Below are 18,185 nucleotides of genomic sequence, written 5' to 3' on the forward strand. Positions count from 1 at the left end.
GCGTCTGACTGATCTAGTTGCGGGGTGAATTGCCATTAGAGATGCGTATGATAACGCCGAACAATCTCCATTTTGTAGGGCACACAAAGGATGGTCATGACGGCAGCGCTACTCACTCCAGACGAAATGGGTCAGGCAGACCGTTTGACGATCGAGAGTGGCCTTCCGGGCTTGGATCTGATGGAGCGCGCTGGATCAGCCGTAGCCGGTATGGCCGCAAACCACGCACCGGCGGGAGGGCGCATTCATATCCTTTGCGGGCCAGGCAACAATGGCGGCGACGGATTTGTTGCCGCACGGCTCTTGGCAGAAAAGGGGTATGATGTCCGGGTCGATCTCCTCAAATCCCCGTCCGGCTTGAAGGGGGACGCTGCTGCAGCCTTTGCGGCTATGACCCTGCCATTTGAGATCCTCACATCCGGAGATCAGTTGATCGGGCATATGGCAGACCGGTTCACTGGGGCCGATGTCATTGTCGATGCCTTATTCGGAGCGGGATTGGATCGTCCGCTGTCCGGTCCAGCGGCCGAGTTGGTTGAAGCTGTAAATGGATCAAGCGCTGCAATCATAGCGGTGGACCTGCCATCCGGCATCAACGGTGCGACCGGAAAGATCATGGGGAATGCGATCAAGGCGTATGCGACCGTGACATTCTTTCTGAAAAAGCCCGGGCATCTGCTGTTCCCCGGCCGCGGATTATGCGGTTCGGTCACCGTCGCGCAGATTGGAATTGAAACTGGCGTGCTCGACACAATCGGGCCAGCGACATTTGAAAATATACCGGACCTCTGGCTTGCGAGTTGGCCGCACCCGGCAGTGGATGGTCACAAATACTCAAAAGGCCACGCGGTCGTTTTCAGTGGACCCATGGCTAGTACCGGTGCAGCGCGGCTTTCAGCCATGGCTGCGCTTCGGGCCGGGGCGGGGCTCGTCACTCTGGTATCGCCGCCGGACGCCTTGATGGTCAACGCATCGCACTTAACGGCAGTCATGCTGAAAAAGGTCTCCGGTCCTGAAGCGATCCCGGAATTTCTGTCCGACCCACGTTTGAACACCGTTTTGATCGGACCAGGATACGGGATCGGAGAGGACACACAAGCAGCTGTCGAGGCCATTATCGCGACAGGGCGGTCCTTGGTGCTGGACGCCGATGCCTTGACCAGTTTCTCAGAAAACCCGCAGAAGCTGTTTGATTTGATCAAAGAAAACGCATCGTCAGCTATCCTGACGCCGCATGACGGCGAGTTTCAGCGTCTTTTTCCGGATCTGACCGGCCTCGACAAGCTTGCACGGGCGCGGGAGGCCGCACGCCGTTCCGGTGCAATACTCATTTTAAAAGGCCCCGACACAGTCATTGCAGCACCGGACGGCCGGGCCGCGATCAACTGCAATGCGCCGCCGTTTCTGGCAACCGCCGGGTCCGGTGATGTGCTGGCAGGGATCGCGGCCGGTGTGCTGGCGCAAGGTGTTCCGGCATTTGAGGCTGCCTGCCAGGCGGTCTGGTTGCATGGAGAGGCTGGCCGGACCGTTGGCCCTGGCCTTATTGCTGAAGATTTGGCGGCGGCGTTGAGGGAGCCGATCCGGCACTTGTGGACAAGTCTTGCGTGAAAACTGGCAGACGCGTTATTTTTCCTTTGACGGAAAAAGTCGGGGTGGTATAGAGGCCCCGCTTCAAACGCGGAGCGTATTAGCTCCTGCGATGCGGATGTGGTGAAATTGGCAGACACGCCAGATTTAGGTTCTGGTGCCGCAAGGCGTGGGGGTTCAAGTCCCTCCATCCGCACCAATACTCAAACAGCAAGTAATTGAGTTTTTTATGAAACTGGCCTTTGGCCGGTTTTTTATTAGTGAAATCGCGGATTTTACCCCGCAATTTGCCCGAGTTTTTACCCCTCATGCGTGTGAGGCGAATGAGTGTGGTAGCATTGACCTGTTCATAAAACGCCTCCAAGTGATGGAACTGGTTGTTGCCAGGTCTCAAGATAGCTGCAGATATTTGGTCCAGGAGCATCTACCGTCCTGGCTTTTGCCTCTTAGTGCCGAGTTTGACCGTTTGGTATGGCTCCTGTTTGCTTGAACACCTCTAGCTTGTCAGCATCCCTCAGCCGACGAAAGCCCGCAATAGTCTGTGATGGCCTCCAAGACTTCTGTGCAGACAATTCGCAGCTCTGCCATGACTTCAGGCCCGGCATTTGATTGTGCTGCGAGCCGCGGCCGGGCCGATCGCGTCCGAAAGTCAATCACTTCAAGTGTTCCACGGGTCGCGCGTGCGTGGGAGTCGGCCGCATCAAAATCGTAGAAATATGCCGCGGGGTCTGAAGATCGTTGCGGGACCACTCTCAAATGGCCGAACAGCCGACCCGGGCCGAGTGTCTCGGCGATGTCCCTCGCGCTCGAGAGCTCATACCGGAACCGCAAGGGAAATGCCGTCGAGATCAGGGCGTTTTCGACGTCTGCCTTGAAAAGCCGTTCACAGTCCTCCGGAGATAGCCCGAGATGGTGGAGGGTGACGGATGCCGCCATCTCGGCACCATCAATGAGTGCGCGGTGGTCCTTGTCCGACGCCGGTTCGATTCGGCGCCCCAGTCGCGGCACAAAAGCGACCTTTAGCGCGTCGAGATCCGGATCGATGACATAAGTGCCGCCGGCGAAATTTTGGTCGACATGGATCTCGCCAATCCCGTCAAAGACTTTGAGTGCTTCCGCTGCAGCCTCAACATTCAAACACCGGCAGATGACGCCGCGAGACGGCTCAAACGCAATAAACGGCCCGCGGTCGAAAAGGCTCAACATATGTGTCTGGCTCCTTTCAAGGGCGGCCGAAGAAGCGTATGCGGCTCGCTAGCGGCAGGCTTGGAAAATCTCCTTGTATTTATCGTGTCGAGTACCGCATTTGGGTGCAGGTGAACCCGACCTGACACTGAGGATTATCTTTGGTCGGAGCAACAACAGGTGTCAGGGAAACCGCTCTGTCGGCGCAATAATTGACCCCGGCCTTGACCTGGGTCCAGCTGTTCGGCCCTGTAGTAAAATTGACGGTGCCTTGTTTCTGCACCAGTGCTTTTGCCTGGCTGCAGGTCATCGACCGGACATCGGGCCGTTGTGTTTGCGCGTCGGCGCGTGGGCCTTCAAAGATGATAAAACCCGCCGCGATAAACCCCAAGGCGATGATCCACGGTCCTGTCTTCAAGATTTGTATCCTTTTTGTTTGGCTCGGTGCTCTTTTGGTTCTGGCAGAGGTCTCTCATGAGCCTGACGCTGCCAGAGCGTTCCCAACCATGAGTGTAGCTAGGGCGCTCTATTTGAAGGATCCAGCCACCTGCCATGTCCCGTTGGGACTGCCAGATGCGTTCGCCTGACGCGGCTCTTCTGGTATCGAAGAAAACATCATTCAATGACCGGCCTGAGACGTTGTTGTGGCGCTTACTTGGGGTGTACAACGAACACCTGTCGTCAGATGGGCCGTGCCATATATCCGCGCGCCGACACAGTTCCCGACATCGAATAGGAGCTCCCATCCCGCTTCTCGTCAACGGGACCGCCGTTTGCAAACCTGTAGGTCTTCCTCGATGTGTCTGCAGTAATGGTTGCTCCGACCTCCAGGTTGGTATGATGCTCACCGAGGTCTTGTCCCATCAACCCGTGTTGGTATCGATCGGCAAGCGTTTCGGGCAGGTCAACCAGCCAAAAATTTGTATCCGAATGGAACGACAGCAGGATTGTGTAGGGATCAATCCCGTGTTCCTTGATCATGACTTCAAGCAAAATGGTGGGGTCGGCGGGTGAAAGACCCAGGGCCGCGCGGACGTGAGCTGGCGCAAGTGTGTATCGGTAGGCGGGCGGCGCCCGTCGCGGTAGACGGAAAAACAGCGGTGGTTTTTCAAGCAAGCTCGGACACAATGCGCCAACCCTTTCAACGAAAAGTTGACCAATACCGAATTCATCGCCGTGAAAGGCCATCATTTGCTCGGCGGTTTTGTAGGTAACGTGCTCATGCCCCGCAAAATCGGCTGATGTTTCATCTCCGATCCAGACGTCGTTCTGGTAATCGACATCCAGAAGCGCAAACACGCATCCCGTAATCCCGATGCTGAAATTCCAGGCATGCTCGATGTACCGGCCAGCATCACCGGGGTCAGACACCAGTATCTTCAGACCGATGACACCAAATGGAGCCTGGCGCGAGATCATTTTCTCAACCGCGCCATCCTTGATTTCAAGGGATGTAGACGTGTTTCGAAGGTCGATCAGATGGGACTGGAACTCCGTCGCAATTGCATCAATCAGGCGCTCAATCCGGCCCTTGCTTGGTGACACGTTCTTCTCCAGTCCTTGTTGCCGACCTTTGCTCCGTGTTGCCAATATAGGTCATGCCGGTCCGGCTCGGAACTCCCCTACAGCTTAAGAATGGCGGTATTGAAAAAGAGGCCCATAAATCACGGTGTTGTTGGAGACACTTGTTGAGCGCGCGCTCCACGGCTTTACGCACATGTTTTCGGTTACTGCTGTGAAACGTCCACGTCAATTGGGGCTGTCGAGTATGGCAAAGAGACGGATTTTACTCTCGAGAAAGGTCCAGCCAGTAGTCTTGGAAAAACCCGCCGATCGACGAGAGACAAATGTCGTTTACCAGTGCTGCCGCCCTCGAGATTCTCAGTCTCCACAAGTGCTTCAACGAACCTGCCGTTGATGATCTCTCGCTAACGGTGCGGCGTGGTGAATTCTATGCCCTGCTGGGCCCGAATGGCGCTGGCAAGACAACAACGCTGCGGATGGTTGCGGGGTTGCTCCAGGCTGATGCCGGTGCGGTCAAGATCTGCGGGATCGACGCATTTGCGGATCCGATTGCCGCCAAAAAAGTGCTGGCCTGGGTTCCAGACGATCCGATGGTTTATGACAAGCTGACACCGCTTGAATACCTGGAGTTTGTTGCAGGACTCTGGAACATGCCGCCGGATTTTGCGCGGTTCAAGGCGGACAACCTGCTCGACTCTTTTGGGCTCGGGGCCCATGCAAATGAACGCTGTGGCGGGTTCTCCAAAGGAATGCGTCAAAAGGTGGCGCTTGCCGGAGCTTTGATCCATGAGCCGCGTTTGATCATCCTTGATGAACCTCTCACGGGACTGGATGCAGGTTCTGCACGGCAAGTCAAAAGGGTGCTGTCCGGACTTGTTGCGCAAGGTGTGTCGATTGTCATGACGACACACATTTTAGAAGTCGCGGAACGCATGGCGGACCGGATCGGAATAATCGCACGCGGTCGTCTCGTTGCCGAAGGAACGCTGGAAGAGTTGCGGGAACGGGCGAGTGCTGATGGCAACAATCTGGAGGACATTTTCCTCGAAATTGTTGGTAGTGAAGCCGGCAGCGAACCACCTGCGCAGGAGGCAACAGGCTTCCACGAGAAGGTTGCATGAGACAATTCATGGCAAATTCCGAATTGATGCGATTTTCGCATCATGAATTAAGGTTGGCCTGGCGTGACTGGGCATGGATGTTTTCTGGCAGGCGCAGCAAAAGCTTGTGGCGCGCCCTAATCGGCGTCAGCATCTTTTACGCGGTTATGCATCTGATCGCGTATGCTGTTCTGGGCGCCCATTTGACCGCTGCATCTGTGCTCGATCAAACCACGCTTGCGGTGCTTTCGGTCACGGTCTTGCTAAGCTTCACAATGATGCTGTCTCAGGCGATGGAGTCGGTGACACGAGCATTCTATGCCCGTGACGATCTCGATTTGATCTTGTCTTCACCCGCGCCCTCCCATGATTTGTTTCTTGTGCGCATCACGATCATGGCTCTGACAAGCTGGGCGATGTCGGCGCTGGTCGTTTCGCCATTTATCAACGTTGCAATGGCGCTCGATGGGATTCGCTGGCTTTCAGGATATGTGGTTCTTCTGGCGGTATCTCTGACGGCAACCGGAGGCGGGATCCTCATCACGCTTGCACTCTTTCGCATGGTTGGACCGCAGCGGACGCGGCTCTATGCTCAAATTCTTGCGGCGGTCGTGGGAGCTGCCTTCTTAATTGGAATGCAGGTGGTTGCGATTCTCTCCTTCGGGTCAATGTCCCGGTTCGCCCTATTTGATCCAGCGTTTCTCGCACATCATGCGCCAGTCGCGGGGTCCATGTTTTGGTTTCCTGCCCATGCAGTCGCCGGGCAAACCAATGCTGTGGTGTTTTTCCTCGTTGCCTCAGTTGTGTTCTATTCGGCGGCGGCTTTATTTGGTGCCAGGCAGTTCCGCCGCATTGTCGTGTTGGCACTTGGTGTCACAGAAAAGACGGGGCGTGGAGGCACATCAAAGCGGGCATTTCGGGGCCATTCGCCCCTCGGCGCACTCATTCAAAAAGAACTTAAGCTCATTGTCCGCGATCCCTGGCTTATGTCCCAAACGTTGATGCAGGTTCTCTATCTCATTCCGCCGGCCGTGATGCTCTGGGTCAGTTTTGGCCAAGCGGCCGAGGCGTCCGTCATTGTCGCGCCGGTTGTCGTCATGGCCGTGGGTCAGCTTGCCGGTGGTCTTGCTTGGCTGACGATCTCCGGTGAGGATGCCCCCGATCTGATTGCAACGGCACCCATTTCGGCATTTACGCGGCTTTGGGCGAAAGTTGCCTCCGTTCTCATGCTTGTCACGGCAATAATACTGCCGGTCAGCTTGGCCGTGGCGTTCGTGTCGCTCTGGGGGGCAGCCGTTACCGCTGCTGGAGCATTTATTGCAGCAGCCAGCGCAATCCTGGTTCAACTTTGGTTTCGCGCTCAAGCCAAACGCACGACCTTCCGGCGCCGGCAGGTTGCTTCAAAGGCCTCAACGTTCGCGGAGGCGGGAGCGTCTATTTCCTGCGCAGCCGGCACAGCCCTCATCGCGGCAGGGAGCTCGCTGGCCCTTCTCCCGATTATTCTACTCGCTAGCGTGCTCGGGATCTCCTGGAGTATCCGTCCAAAACAAATCGCAGAGGTTTAGCGCCCTTGTCGCACGACCCGGCGAAAACCAGAGAAGTATTCTAAGGGATGTCGTCGCTGTTGAATACGCAAGTATACCGTGACCTACTTCAAAGCAGCCGTCAGACGCCCAATCCCGATGCGCAGGCGCGAAACTCACGGACTTCGGGGGCTGCGCCATCTAGCGGTATCTGAACGGCCTGATCGCCCAGTAATGCCATGGCGGTGAAGTTGAATTCCAATCCATCCAACACATTGCCAAAGCCCCGATCGGTGACTGTGAGCGTTCCTCCGCCGGGCGTGATGACGTGCCGGTCGGTGGCGATTGTGTTTGAAAGTGGTCCATCAAAGCGCATGGAAAAAACCGGGCCGGGTATCCAGGGGCGGTTTGGTGTGATGGCGATGAAGTACTCAGGTACTGCTGGGTCGAAGACAACCCGAACGGACGCAGTCTCATCCTTGTGAAGCAATTCGCAAACACGGCTGGCGCGGAACTCCCAAGCTAATGCCGGGGAGGTGAACAGCACGAGAGGTAGAACCAACAGAGCCCGCAACATGCATTTCCCCTTGATGTTTTAAACAGCTCTGGCTGTCGAAGATCTGAAGGGCATCTTGCTATGGAGACTGCCGGGACCGCAAATGCTTTCCTGTCGCGCGTTTCGGGCAAGTCGGTGACAGCTTTGATTTGCGGCTGACGGTCCGGGACCGAAAAGAGTGGCCGTTTAACTTCATCAAGACAAACGGCCGCTGGTACTATTTCTCTTGGTAAGGCGCTAACGGACCATGGTTAGGCGATCCCAGTCTGCGTAATCGGGCGACCCTTCTCGGCGAACGGTGCCCTCATATCCATATTCGATCATGTGGATCATGGTCGAAGTTTCCTCTGCGAGGACGACCGCATAACTTTCCGGCAAGTCCGATCCTGCGAGGTTGCCCTTATTGGCAAAATCCGGCCATCCGGCATGGTTGGTACCGCGCGGTGCACTAAAGGGAACTCCGTGCAGAGAACCGGCCAGAGGCAGATGGCAATGTCCATGGAAAATATGCCGGATCTTGGCCGCATGCCGGGAAACAACTTTGCCAAACCCGTCTGCGTCCTGGAGCATGATCTGGTCCATGGGCGCAATACCGATCGGGACAGGGTTGTGGTGCATGAACAAGAAAACCGGGGCCGTGGCGTTGGAAAGCTCCCGATCGAGCCAGTCTTGCCGTTTGGAGCAATAAAAACCGGCATGAGTATCCGGTCCCCAGGTGTCCAACAGAATTGCCGTGCCTTCACTCAACGGAACAACCGCTTGAACAAAGCCGTTTTCGTCCGCGCCTTCCGGAAAAACAGACAAAAAAACGTCCCGCTCGTCGTGATTGCCAATGCATAGATGAATAGGAAGCGGGCATTCGGCGATTTCTGCTTTCAGGCGCAGATAATCGTCTTTGTCGCCCCAGTCAGAGAGGTCGCCGGTGATGAAAATGGCTTCCGCGTCGGGATGATGGGTTATGCCGTGACGAAGGGCTTTTCGGAAATTCTCATTCGGATCCCGTCCGGCAATCGTGTCCCCCGGTTTGGTCAAATGAATGTCCGTCAGTTGGAGAAGTTTCATGTCTTCCTCCTAAGATTATTTTTGTGATGAAAAACGCCGCCCGGTAGACCGGGCGGCGCAAGAACGAAAGTTGATCAGTTGGACGGCAGAAGATCTGTAACTTCTTCGTCCAGCTGTTCTTGCAGTTCGGCCATGTCGTCGAACTCGCCGGTCACAATGCCTTCGATCCCGTCGTAGATGACCTGAGTGATCGCCAAGCCATTGTCACCCGGGTAGGCCTGCCAGTCGCGCAGCAGTGGCAGCTGGCGAACAGCGGTCTCTTTGTTCGGGTTCTGTTGGTAGAAATCCGCCAGGATGACTTCGTTGGCAGCCTTGTTCGGCGGCATGTAGCCTGTTGTACGGGCAACGTCGGCAGCACCTTCACCGGAAGTGATGAACTTGAGCCATTCCCAGGCAGCGTTCAAGACCTTCGGATCTTCAGAAGAAGACACCAGCATGGCCGCGTTGCCGCCGGCTGGCAGACCTTTCGGGCCAGATGCTTCGATGCCCGGATATTCGTTGGTCTTCAGTTCAAAATCGCCTTTGGCACGCTCAACGGCACCGAGCGCAGATGTCGACCAGAACATCATGCCGATTTCACCAGCTGAGAAGGAGGCAAGGGCCGCTTTCCACTCAATGTTCTGCATGTCGCAGCCGCGGAAGATGCCTTTCATGGTTTCCAGGGACTTCAGACCTTCGTCGGAAGAAATCTGGAACGCGTTGCCCTCCATTGTGGCTTTGTCCTGCGACCACATCAGAGCCTGCAGGAACCAGTTGCCGGTGATGTTCCAGCCCCAGAACATCGGGTTTTTGACGCCGGCCTCATGGAGCTTGCCGCAAACCTCAACAACTTCATCCCAGGACTTCGGCAGGTCGGTAACAGATGTGATGCCAGCTTTCGCCATAACGTCCATGTTGTAGTAACCGACGGGCAGGGAGACAGAAAACGGAAGGCCGTAGATGTCGTCGTTGAACGAGCCGAGCTTGAGCATGGCATCGTGGTAGCCGTCTTTTTCGAACGTCTCTTCCTTCAGGATGAAAGGCTCGAGCGACTTGGCAATTCCTTTTTCAACAAGGATCGCCTGACGGTTCAGACCCTGCATGGTGACGTCCGGGAGCGTGCCGGCAACAGCTTCACGCAAGATGGTGTTGGTGCCGTCTTCGTAAGATTCGTAAGTTGCCCGGATCTTCACTTCGATGTTCGGAAACTGTTCGTTGAACTTCGGCAGGATTTTCTCGTAGGTCACATCAAAAAGATGGGAATACGGGTAAGCGAATTCGATCGTTACTTTGTCGTCTGCATGCGCAGCGGAGGCTGCCAGCAGTAGTGCTATTGCGGTGAGGGTCTTTTTCATGGAACTCTCCGTCTGTTGCCGTGGGAGTGGCTGGTCGCCAAACTCGTCCGCTCCCGGTTGATCCCCTCGCGGGATTTCGGTGATGGGGCCGCCCTTGGGCGGCCCCGCATGTTTCTGAGCTCTTGGGTCTATTTCATCCCGCTGAGCGTGATGCCTTCGATGAAACGGCGCTGAGCAATCAGGAAGGCCACGATCAGCGGCGCCACGATGATCGTGGCGGTCGCCATCATCGGGCCGAAGTTGTCACCATCCGCGTCGCCCTTGAATTCGCGCAAGCCAAGCGGTGGGGTGAACAGAGATCTGTCGCCGGTGATCACGATCCGTGGCCAGAAGTAATCGTTCCAATGCGCAACGACCGAGAAGATCGCAAATGCCAAGAGCGCAGGGATCGCGGTTGGCAACATGACGTTCCAGATGATCGAGAACTCGTTCATTCCGTCCATCCTGGCGGCGTCGATGAGATCATCGGGAACGGTCATGAAGAACTGACGCATCAGGAAAATGCCGAACACGGAGATGGTCCATGGAATGATCAGCGCGGCATAGGTGTTGGTAAGCCCCACCTTGGCCAGCATGATGTACAGCGGCAGCGCGATGGCATGGACTGGAATAAGCAGGCAGAATAGAACCAGTCCGAAGACAGCTTCACGCCCCCAGAACCTGAGTTTTGCCAGCGCATAGGCGCAGGGTAGTGCGACAAGAACCTGAATGAAGAAGATGGACGCCGTAACGATCACGCCGTTGAGGAGGTACCGGATGAGCGGCGCTTTCTCAAAAGCCGTGGTGTAGTTATAGATGACCGGTGTCACCATACAGTCGGCCACGTCCTTGCCGAGCTTGATGCAATAGTCGTCGCGGAATGCTTCCTGCGCGCCGAAGAACCCACCGATGTTCTGCATGATTTCAGCCGGGCTTTTGAGACTGTAACTGACCATCACGTAGAACGGCAGCAGCACGATCAGGCTGCCGAAGATCAGGACCACATGCTTCAGGGTTTCTGCAGCTGAAAACCGGAAGGCCGGCAGGCCAACCGCGTTGGAAGAGGAAAGAGTTGTGTCGCTCATGTGTAATGAACCCTTCTCTCCACCAGCCAGCGCTGGACGAGCGTGAGAAACATGACGAAAGCCAGGAAGACGACGGTAATGGCGGCGCCAATTCCCATGAGGTTTTGCTGGATCGCTTTTTCGTAGATGGCAAACATCATGACGTAGACCGATTTCGACGGTCCGCCGCCTTGCGGGTAGAACGCCTCGACTGTGTCGAAGACCTGGAATGAGCGGATAAACGAAATGGTGACGACGAAGACCGTGGTCGGGCCCAGCATCGGCCAGGTGACAAGCCGGAACCGGTCCCAGGCCGACTTTGCGCCATCCATTTCGGCCGCTTGGTAAAGCTCACGCGGCACAGAGGTCAGACCCGCGAGGTAGAGCACCATATTGAAGCCAAAGCCTTGCCAGACCCCAATGAAGGCGACTGTCCAGATGGCATAGTCGCGGTCTGTCAGCCAGAGCGGGAAGCCACGCTCACACCCGTGTGCGTACCAACCCCAGACTTCCAGAACAGTTCCGCAACCGCGCTCCAATGTGGAATTGACGATCCCGATGGTTGGGTGAAATGCGAACTCCCAAACGATGGCCATCGCAATCAGCGCAGCCATCACGGGCAAGAAGTAGATGGTCTTGTAAAGATCACCGAACCGCTTGGTCGAATTTATGAGGAGCGCGGCGCCGAGCCCCAGTCCAACGGAAAGCGGAACAACCACAAAGACATAGCGGAAGGTCGCGCCAAACATCTTTTCATAGGTGGAACGGGTGAAGATCTTCTCGTAATTTTCAAGCCCAACAAATTCAGCGCCGGAATTGCCAAGGCTGTAATTCGTAAAGCTCATGATGGATGCGATGCCAATCGGCAGAAGCAAAATGACAAACATCAGGAACAGGGCCGGGCCGACAAACCAATAGTGCGCCTTGGAGCGGGGCATTACGCCACCTCCGCAACGGCGGTGCCGGCGTTATTTTCAAGGCCGACCCGTTTGCCGCCTGCTTCAAAGACCATGGCGGCACCGTGATGCCGTTTGAAGGCAACGTCCTGACCAATGGACACGGCAACACCGTCTACGGGCGCAGCGCGGACCACGAGACGATGCGCGCCATCTTTCATGCTTATATGCAGGTAGATATCAGCACCGAGGTTTTCCTTGTGAACCACCCGGCCTTTCAAAGCCTCTGGATCCTTGCCATCACAAAGCGTCAAATGTTCTGGGCGCAGACCGATTGTAATTGTGTCTGAAGAGGTGGCTGAGACTCTCGTCAAGACAACATCGCCGCAGCGGGCGTGGCCATTGCTGTCCAGGTGCCCGGGCAAGAGGTTGATCTTCGGCGCTCCAACAAACTCTGCAACCCGGATGTCCTTCGGATTGTTGTAAATCTCGTCTGGCGTGCCGAGCTGCAGGATGTTGCCATCCATCATAACTGCCATCCGATCTGACATCGTCAGAGCTTCGGCCTGGTCATGCGTGACGTAAACGAAGGTCGTTGCAAGGGATCGATGAAGTTCGGCCAGTTCTGAGCGCATGTGAATGCGCAGCGCCGCGTCCAGATTGGATAGAGGTTCGTCCATTAGGAAGCCGGCCGGTTTGCGAACCATCGCCCGGCCCAGAGCTGCACGTTGTCTTTGACCGCCTGAGAGTTGGCCGGGTTTGCGATCGAGAAGATGATCGATCTGCAAGATTTTCGCCGTCTCGGCCACTTGCGCCCAAAGCGCCTTGTACTTGGATTTTGCGAGCAGTGGGCCGGCAAAAGGAAACCGTTCGGCAAACGACAAGTCCCGGAGCCGCAACGGCGTCATCATGTTCTGGCCGACCGTCAAATGCGGATAGAGCGCATAGGACTGAAAGACCATCGCGAGGTTCCTGTCAGCGGGGCGTATCTGGTTGACTTTCCGGCCGTCGATCAGAACGTCACCAGAACTTGGTGCTTCCAGTCCGGCCAAAATCCGGAGCAAAGTCGACTTCCCGCATCCAGAAGGTCCGACAAGCGTCAGGAACTCTCCCGGTGCGATGTCGAGATTGATCCCTTCAAGAACCGACGTGTCGCCGAAACTCTTTTCGATCGCTTTTAAGGAAATGGCCGCCATATGATCGCCCCTCTAGTTGCGATCACCGTAGCGAGCGTGATTGAACCATCTGTGACGTAATATTAGCGTTGCTAATGGGCACTATCGTGTTTCATGCAGACAACATGGAACTGTCATGAACGCTTCGCCCAGTCCCTACCAAATCAAGGCTTTTACTTATGTTGCGCGGGAACGCAGTTTCTCCCGCGCTGCGCGCGCGCTCAATGTGACGCAGTCGTCTGTAACCCAGCATGTGGCCAAACTGGAAAACCTGATGGGGACCCAGCTATTTATTCGGCGCCGCGACGGTCTGGAGCTGACACGTGCGGGAATAGAGCTGTTTTCAATCACCGACCGATTGGCGACGCTGGACCAACTGGTGACGGAAAAAGTGAACGACTACAGCGCTCTAACGGACGGCAGTATTCGATTGATCGCCAACGCACCCCGCCCGGCGATGCCCATTATCGCCCGGTATGGAGAGCTCTATCCCAAGGTTCAGATCGATTTCACGCTCTATGACTGGACCACGGCCATGACGCTTTTGAACGAGCGTCAGGTGGATATGGCGATCGTGACGGAACCTCAGGAAAATCCGGCGCTTGTGACCCATGAGCTTAGGCGATCCAAATACATGGTACACATGCGGGCTGATCACCGGCTGGCGAAAAAGCAGGTTCTTTCGCTTGTTGACCTTCAAACGGAAACACTTGTCTTGCCCGAGGACGGATCGCTGACACAGCGAATTGCCAATCGAAAGATCAAAAAGCACGGTCTGACGTTCCAGCGCATCCTGAAAACCACGACTTTTCCCATGGTCAAGGAAGCTTTGCTGCATTGTCTTGGCGTCGGACTCCTTCTGGAAAACAGCCTCTATCCATCAGACAATCTGGTCGCCATACCAGTGCATGAAATGCCGGAAGAATACCGGGATTGTGTCGTTATCCCCCGAGACAAAAAAGACCTGCGGCTTATTCAAAGCTTTTTAGGTGTCTGTATAGACGGGACGGTTGCCTAGCCTCAGAAATCAGCCTTAGATCAATATGGACGAAACGACAGAACTCATGCGCTGAACGAAGTTCAAAGCGAGAACTGATGACCACGTAACCCGTTTTTAGCCGAACGCTTTATGGCTACCGCTATTTCGCGAAAACCATGTATCTGCTTCTACCTTGCTGAATAACCCTCTGCTTGGGCTGTTCAGCGTCCAGCACGCTCGCCGGATGCGTCCGCTTCGCTGTAAAGGCTCGCATAGATCGCAAGTGCCATTGTCGGATTGCAGACGGTTTTCGGAAATTGACGTGGTGACGGCTTTTGCTCCGTTTCCAGTTCATTCGCAGTCATTGCCAAGCAAAGTGTTGGGTTTAATGCTTCGGCTGTACTGTCTTCTGCGGCCATGAGATCATCTCCTGTGCTCATTGGGTTGCGTTACAGATGATTACGCAAGATGGATGCCAGAAATAGAGACGTCTCAGGTGTGTATTCGAGGCTCGGCAAGGCCAATCTGACTATGAATTGTGCAGTGTGGCGCAATCATAGGCGAGGTCGGGCTAAAAACGACCGAAAGTTCTGACTGTCTACAGACGCCTATGGCAATTCAAACCGGGGTCATCCTTTGGCTCGGTGGGGCGGTTTGCGAATACCTGTCTGCCGAAAGGTTTCAAGGCAAATGAGTGCAGAGGTCCCATCGGGTGTTGGAACCTGTGGTGACCGGTCCACACCAGACAAAGCCTTCGGCGCAGGCGTTTGGGCAGAGGAAAGCATAATAGTTTGTTTTTGCCGGAACTGATCGTACATCCACGCATCAAGAACAATATGCGGCCGTCCGGCCTGATCAATGATCGAGCCGCACCAATGGCTGATGAGGTTCTCAAGATCTTCGATTGACGTGCCAAATCGCGTGGAATGGGCCGGATAGCTGCTGATATCGATGAGCCAGGCAAGCGGATGCTGCCCATGAACGATCAAGTCTTCAAACCGGCTTTCTGACAGAATAAAAAGGCGGCTGCCGGACAAATCAACGGCGACGTCGCGGAACTGGGCCATGTCCAGATATCGTTGAACGCGGCCTAAGAAACTGGCTGCTTCTACAATCGGTCCGTCGAACGCCGGCGGTTGATCTACAAAAACGTCACGTGACACCATCGATCTCCCTGATCTACGCGGCAAGTTTACACTGGAAAGTGCCAAGAAATACGCACAGTTAGGGTGGAAAATTCAACGATTGCGGTAACTGATTGTTCAGAGAGATTTCCAGGTAGTAAGCGTTCTGATAGACGAACTCTCGGCAATTAAATCGGATACCAATTCAGAGCATAAAGATCCAAACTGTGTGTTCCTTTGACGGCCTTTGGAACCGCATATGTGCGAAAGTCGAATGGTTCCAGCAAGCCTGATCCAAGAATATACCGTTACGTAAAACGGGGGAGTGTCGGCTACTCCAAAGGATCCTCATGCAGAAATCAGAGCGCGTCAGGCAGGCTGTTATATTATTTGTGATTGGTCTTGCGTGCCTGAGCGCAGTCCTGGTGCTTAGCGCTCGATTTGTTTTTGCTTCTTAGGCTGATTTCCAGTCACTGACCCACACGTTTTAAAGTTTAAGTTTTGTGTTTCGTCAGCAAGTTCAGCGGTCAGACCCAGCTTAAGACGCCGCGGCGGATCTGTTTCCGGGGGTGATCGCGTCGCCATTGAGATAGGTTTTCAGGTCCTTCAAGGGCATCGGTTTCGAAAAATGATAACCCTGAACCGTGTCGCAACCGAGAGCCGCGAGGCGATGGGCGTGTTGCGCTGTTTCCACGCCTTCCGCAATCACCTGCAGACCAAGGCTTTGGCCCATTGTGATCGTTGCCGCGACCAAGCCTTCTGCAGCCGGATCTTCGCCGAGCGGGAGAATGATGCTCCGGTCGATTTTCAATGCGTGCGGGCGAACCTGCATGACGCTCTTGATGGACGCATGCCCAGACCCGAAGTCGTCAATGTCCAGTTCGAACCCAAGTTCACGGAGCGTGTCCAGGGCGAATGGAATGGTGTCGTCACCATCTTCCAAAGAGACGGACTCCAGGATCTCGAAGGCAACCGGTGCCTGCCACCGCTTGAACAGGTGTTGTGCGAACTCCGGAAAGTCCGGATCGATCAAGGTTGAGGATGTTACATTGAAGGCAAGACGGGGCAGGGCACCTGTCTTGGCAAATAGGGGGCCGAGGTCTTCGGCCGCGCGTGTCATGATTGCAAGGTCAAGGTCGCCGTCGAGGCCCAGTTGATGGGCAATCGGGAAAAACAAGGCTGGTGGGAGAAGGCCAAACTCCGGGTGCTGCCAACGGGCCAGCACTTCAATTCCGGTGACTGCGTGGGTGCGGGCATCGTGCTGGGTTTGATAAAACGGCACAAGTTCCCGGCCTGCAAAGGCCTCGACCAGGTCATCAGCCAGCCGCCGGTCGCGTGAAATGCGTTGTTCAAGCGGTCCGGTAAACACTCTCAAGCTTGCCCGGCCAGCCGCCTTAGCTTCATATAGTGCGGCATCGGCATTCCGAAGGATTTCAGACGGATCATCGCGTGAAATTTCAGCAACCGCGAGCCCGAGGCTTGCGCTGAACACGCATTGTTTGTTGCGATAGAGGATGGGCTCCAGGGTGCGTTCCAACAGACGTTGGCCAATGTCTTCTGCGCGTTCCAATTCCGTGCCTGGAGCACACAGGACAACAAATTCGTCGCCGCCGACGCGGGCCACCAGATCGTCTTCCCGGGTTGCGGTCAAAAGCTTGCGGGCAACTGTCTTCAGAACGTGGTCGCCGGCATCATGCCCCAAGACGTCATTGACTTGCTTGAAGCGGTCGAGATCGATCCGGATCACGGCCCGTTCGCCGCGTCCGCCGGCAGCTTTCAATGCATGGTCGAGCTTGCGCCGGTTGGAAAGACCCGTCAGCGCGTCTTCAAGGGACCGGCGCCGGTAATGGGCCTTCGCCGTCTCAAGGTTTTCGGTCAGGTTTTGCAGTTTGCGGTTGGACTGTACGAAGTCACTGACATCGGACCGGATGACGACCTTGTCGCCATGCGCGCTTTCCGTCAGTTTCACCTGGATGTACCGCTCGCCTTGTACAACAAGGCTGACCTGCGAGCCGTCCTGTTCCAACTTGTTCCGGAAATCGAGAATGAACTTGTTCCGGTCTTCCTCTGAGATGTCGGGATAGTGTCCATGTTCCATGGCATCTTGCAGAATTTCCGCGCCGGTCATACCGAGTTTAACCCGTTCAGGGACTGGATGAGCGAGCTGGCGATACATTTCGTTGCAGGTGATGAGGCGGCGCTTTGAATCAAAGACCGCAAAGCCGTCCGGGATTGCTTCCACGGCTGTGGCAAAGCGTTCATTGACCTCATTCACGTGCCGTGCGGAGGCTGTGAGCGTGGACCACACCTCGCGCATCGTCCGGGTCAAGAACATCATGATCATGAGCAAAGCGAAGCTGACGAGTAACGTGCCCCCGATGACCAGGTTGACGATCCGATCCTCAATCGTCTGAACCTGAGCATGAAAACTGGCGCTGTCTGCCATCATTTTTTCAAGCGCCGCCTTGATTTCAAGACCTTGGGCAAAGCGGCTGCTTTGTTCTGAGTGGCGTGCAAGAGGAGCCGCGCGCATGAGTTCCAGCTGCGCGATGAGATCGTCGGTCCTGGCCACCTCAGCCCTGCACATGGCGAACGCGGCGCCTGCACCAAGCCGTTTGACCACTTCATATTCAGGAACAGTCAGATTCTGTGTACACCAAAGCGCTTCTGCTCGCGCACTTGAGAGTGAATCAATAAGTTGGCCGATGTCCGAATCCCGAAGAATCGGCGATTGGACAACAAGGTCGTGGGCTTGTTTGATGTGCAGAAAATGCTGGAAGTTGCGTGCGCGATATTCGCCAGCCAGATAGAGATAATTGTAGCCCAGAAATGAGACGACCATGGACATCATCAACAGTCCTATAGCGATCGCTGGCGCAGCCCGTTTGGTCTCGCTTGGAGCACCCTCAGAGGCTGGTCCCCTCAGGAAATCTCCGGTCTGGTCATCGGTACTTAAACTGTCTCGCATTCGTAGTCTGGCGCGCCCCCGATTGCCTTGTTGGACGTTTTCTCGCCCTTCCGCAAAGTCAGAGATATCGCGTAAAGATATAAAAAAGCGTTTCCTTCCAGTGATGTGCGGGAAAATGTCAAAATACTT

At 55.4% G+C, this 18,185-nt stretch carries 16 protein-coding genes and 1 tRNA gene; 5 read left to right on the forward strand and 12 right to left on the reverse strand.

What is annotated here, in order from left to right:
* Positions 1–96 precede the first annotated feature (96 nt).
* Together RBB44_RS08625 and RBB44_RS08630 are read left to right on the forward strand one after the other, a co-directional pair.
* Positions 97–1,608: an NAD(P)H-hydrate dehydratase gene (locus tag RBB44_RS08625; protein WP_306146983.1), complete on the forward strand. Its 1,512-nt coding sequence runs from the start codon at positions 97–99 to the stop codon at positions 1,606–1,608.
* 93 nt (positions 1,609–1,701) lie between these two features.
* A tRNA-Leu gene (locus tag RBB44_RS08630) sits at positions 1,702–1,786 on the forward strand.
* Between the two features lie 305 nt (positions 1,787–2,091).
* On the opposite strand, the gene RBB44_RS08635 is transcribed toward RBB44_RS08630, so the two are convergent.
* The 3 genes from RBB44_RS08635 to RBB44_RS08645 all read right to left on the reverse strand — a co-directional run bounded on the left by RBB44_RS08635 (position 2,092) and on the right by RBB44_RS08645 (position 4,317).
* Positions 2,092–2,793: a hypothetical protein gene (locus RBB44_RS08635; protein WP_306146985.1), complete on the reverse strand. Its 702-nt coding sequence runs from the start codon at positions 2,791–2,793 to the stop codon at positions 2,092–2,094.
* A 79-nt stretch (positions 2,794–2,872) separates the two neighbouring features.
* Positions 2,873–3,190 carry a hypothetical protein gene (locus tag RBB44_RS08640; RefSeq protein WP_306146986.1) on the reverse strand — a complete coding sequence of 106 codons (318 nt, stop codon included), beginning with the start codon at positions 3,188–3,190 and terminating at the stop codon, positions 2,873–2,875.
* A gap of 263 nt (positions 3,191–3,453) precedes the next feature.
* Positions 3,454–4,317: a hypothetical protein gene (locus RBB44_RS08645; RefSeq protein WP_306146987.1), complete on the reverse strand. Its 864-nt coding sequence runs from the start codon at positions 4,315–4,317 to the stop codon at positions 3,454–3,456.
* A 302-nt stretch (positions 4,318–4,619) separates the two neighbouring features.
* On the opposite strand from RBB44_RS08645, the gene RBB44_RS08650 reads away from it, so the two are divergent.
* The gene (locus RBB44_RS08650; protein WP_306146988.1) at positions 4,620–5,417 is read left to right on the forward strand and encodes an ABC transporter ATP-binding protein; all 798 of its coding nucleotides are present in this window, start codon (positions 4,620–4,622) and stop codon (positions 5,415–5,417) included.
* A gap of 8 nt (positions 5,418–5,425) precedes the next feature.
* The gene (locus RBB44_RS08655) at positions 5,426–6,961 is read left to right on the forward strand and encodes a permease (protein WP_306146989.1); all 1,536 of its coding nucleotides are present in this window, start codon (positions 5,426–5,428) and stop codon (positions 6,959–6,961) included.
* A gap of 100 nt (positions 6,962–7,061) precedes the next feature.
* Here the strand turns inward: RBB44_RS08655 and RBB44_RS08660 are convergent, their stop codons facing one another.
* From RBB44_RS08660 to RBB44_RS08685, 6 genes are all read right to left on the reverse strand, one after another.
* Complete coding sequence (locus tag RBB44_RS08660; RefSeq protein ID WP_306146990.1) at positions 7,062–7,496, reverse strand: hypothetical protein; 435 nt, start codon at positions 7,494–7,496, stop codon at positions 7,062–7,064.
* A 216-nt stretch (positions 7,497–7,712) separates the two neighbouring features.
* Positions 7,713–8,537: a phosphodiesterase gene (locus RBB44_RS08665; RefSeq protein WP_306146991.1), complete on the reverse strand. Its 825-nt coding sequence runs from the start codon at positions 8,535–8,537 to the stop codon at positions 7,713–7,715.
* A 74-nt stretch (positions 8,538–8,611) separates the two neighbouring features.
* The gene (locus RBB44_RS08670) at positions 8,612–9,871 is read right to left on the reverse strand and encodes an extracellular solute-binding protein (protein ID WP_306146992.1); all 1,260 of its coding nucleotides are present in this window, start codon (positions 9,869–9,871) and stop codon (positions 8,612–8,614) included.
* Between the two features lie 128 nt (positions 9,872–9,999).
* A complete protein-coding gene (locus RBB44_RS08675; RefSeq protein WP_306146993.1) occupies positions 10,000–10,935 on the reverse strand; it encodes a carbohydrate ABC transporter permease in 936 nt (311 codons plus the stop codon).
* Complete coding sequence (locus RBB44_RS08680) at positions 10,932–11,852, reverse strand: carbohydrate ABC transporter permease (protein ID WP_306146994.1); 921 nt, start codon at positions 11,850–11,852, stop codon at positions 10,932–10,934. Before RBB44_RS08680 ends, RBB44_RS08675 begins: the two co-directional genes overlap by 4 nt.
* Entirely contained in the window at positions 11,852–13,006 is a 1,155-nt protein-coding gene (locus RBB44_RS08685; protein WP_306146995.1) for an ABC transporter ATP-binding protein, read from the reverse strand. Before RBB44_RS08685 ends, RBB44_RS08680 begins: the two co-directional genes overlap by 1 nt.
* A gap of 115 nt (positions 13,007–13,121) precedes the next feature.
* On the opposite strand from RBB44_RS08685, the gene RBB44_RS08690 reads away from it, so the two are divergent.
* Positions 13,122–14,003 carry a LysR family transcriptional regulator gene (locus RBB44_RS08690; protein WP_306146996.1) on the forward strand — a complete coding sequence of 294 codons (882 nt, stop codon included), beginning with the start codon at positions 13,122–13,124 and terminating at the stop codon, positions 14,001–14,003.
* A gap of 182 nt (positions 14,004–14,185) precedes the next feature.
* Here the strand turns inward: RBB44_RS08690 and RBB44_RS08695 are convergent, their stop codons facing one another.
* From RBB44_RS08695 to RBB44_RS08705, 3 genes are all read right to left on the reverse strand, one after another.
* Positions 14,186–14,383 carry a hypothetical protein gene (locus RBB44_RS08695; protein ID WP_306146997.1) on the reverse strand — a complete coding sequence of 66 codons (198 nt, stop codon included), beginning with the start codon at positions 14,381–14,383 and terminating at the stop codon, positions 14,186–14,188.
* Between the two features lie 210 nt (positions 14,384–14,593).
* Positions 14,594–15,130 (reverse strand): hypothetical protein, encoded by a 537-nt coding sequence (locus RBB44_RS08700; protein WP_306156124.1) that lies wholly within the window; start codon positions 15,128–15,130, stop codon positions 14,594–14,596.
* 496 nt (positions 15,131–15,626) lie between these two features.
* On the reverse strand, positions 15,627–18,056 hold the full coding sequence (locus RBB44_RS08705; RefSeq protein WP_306146999.1) for a bifunctional diguanylate cyclase/phosphodiesterase: 2,430 nt from the start codon (positions 18,054–18,056) through the stop codon (positions 15,627–15,629).
* Between the last annotated feature and the right edge of the window lie 129 nt (positions 18,057–18,185).

This window comes from Roseibium sp. MMSF_3247, from assembly GCF_030733765.1.
Taxonomy (GTDB): Bacteria; Pseudomonadota; Alphaproteobacteria; order Rhizobiales; family Stappiaceae; genus Roseibium.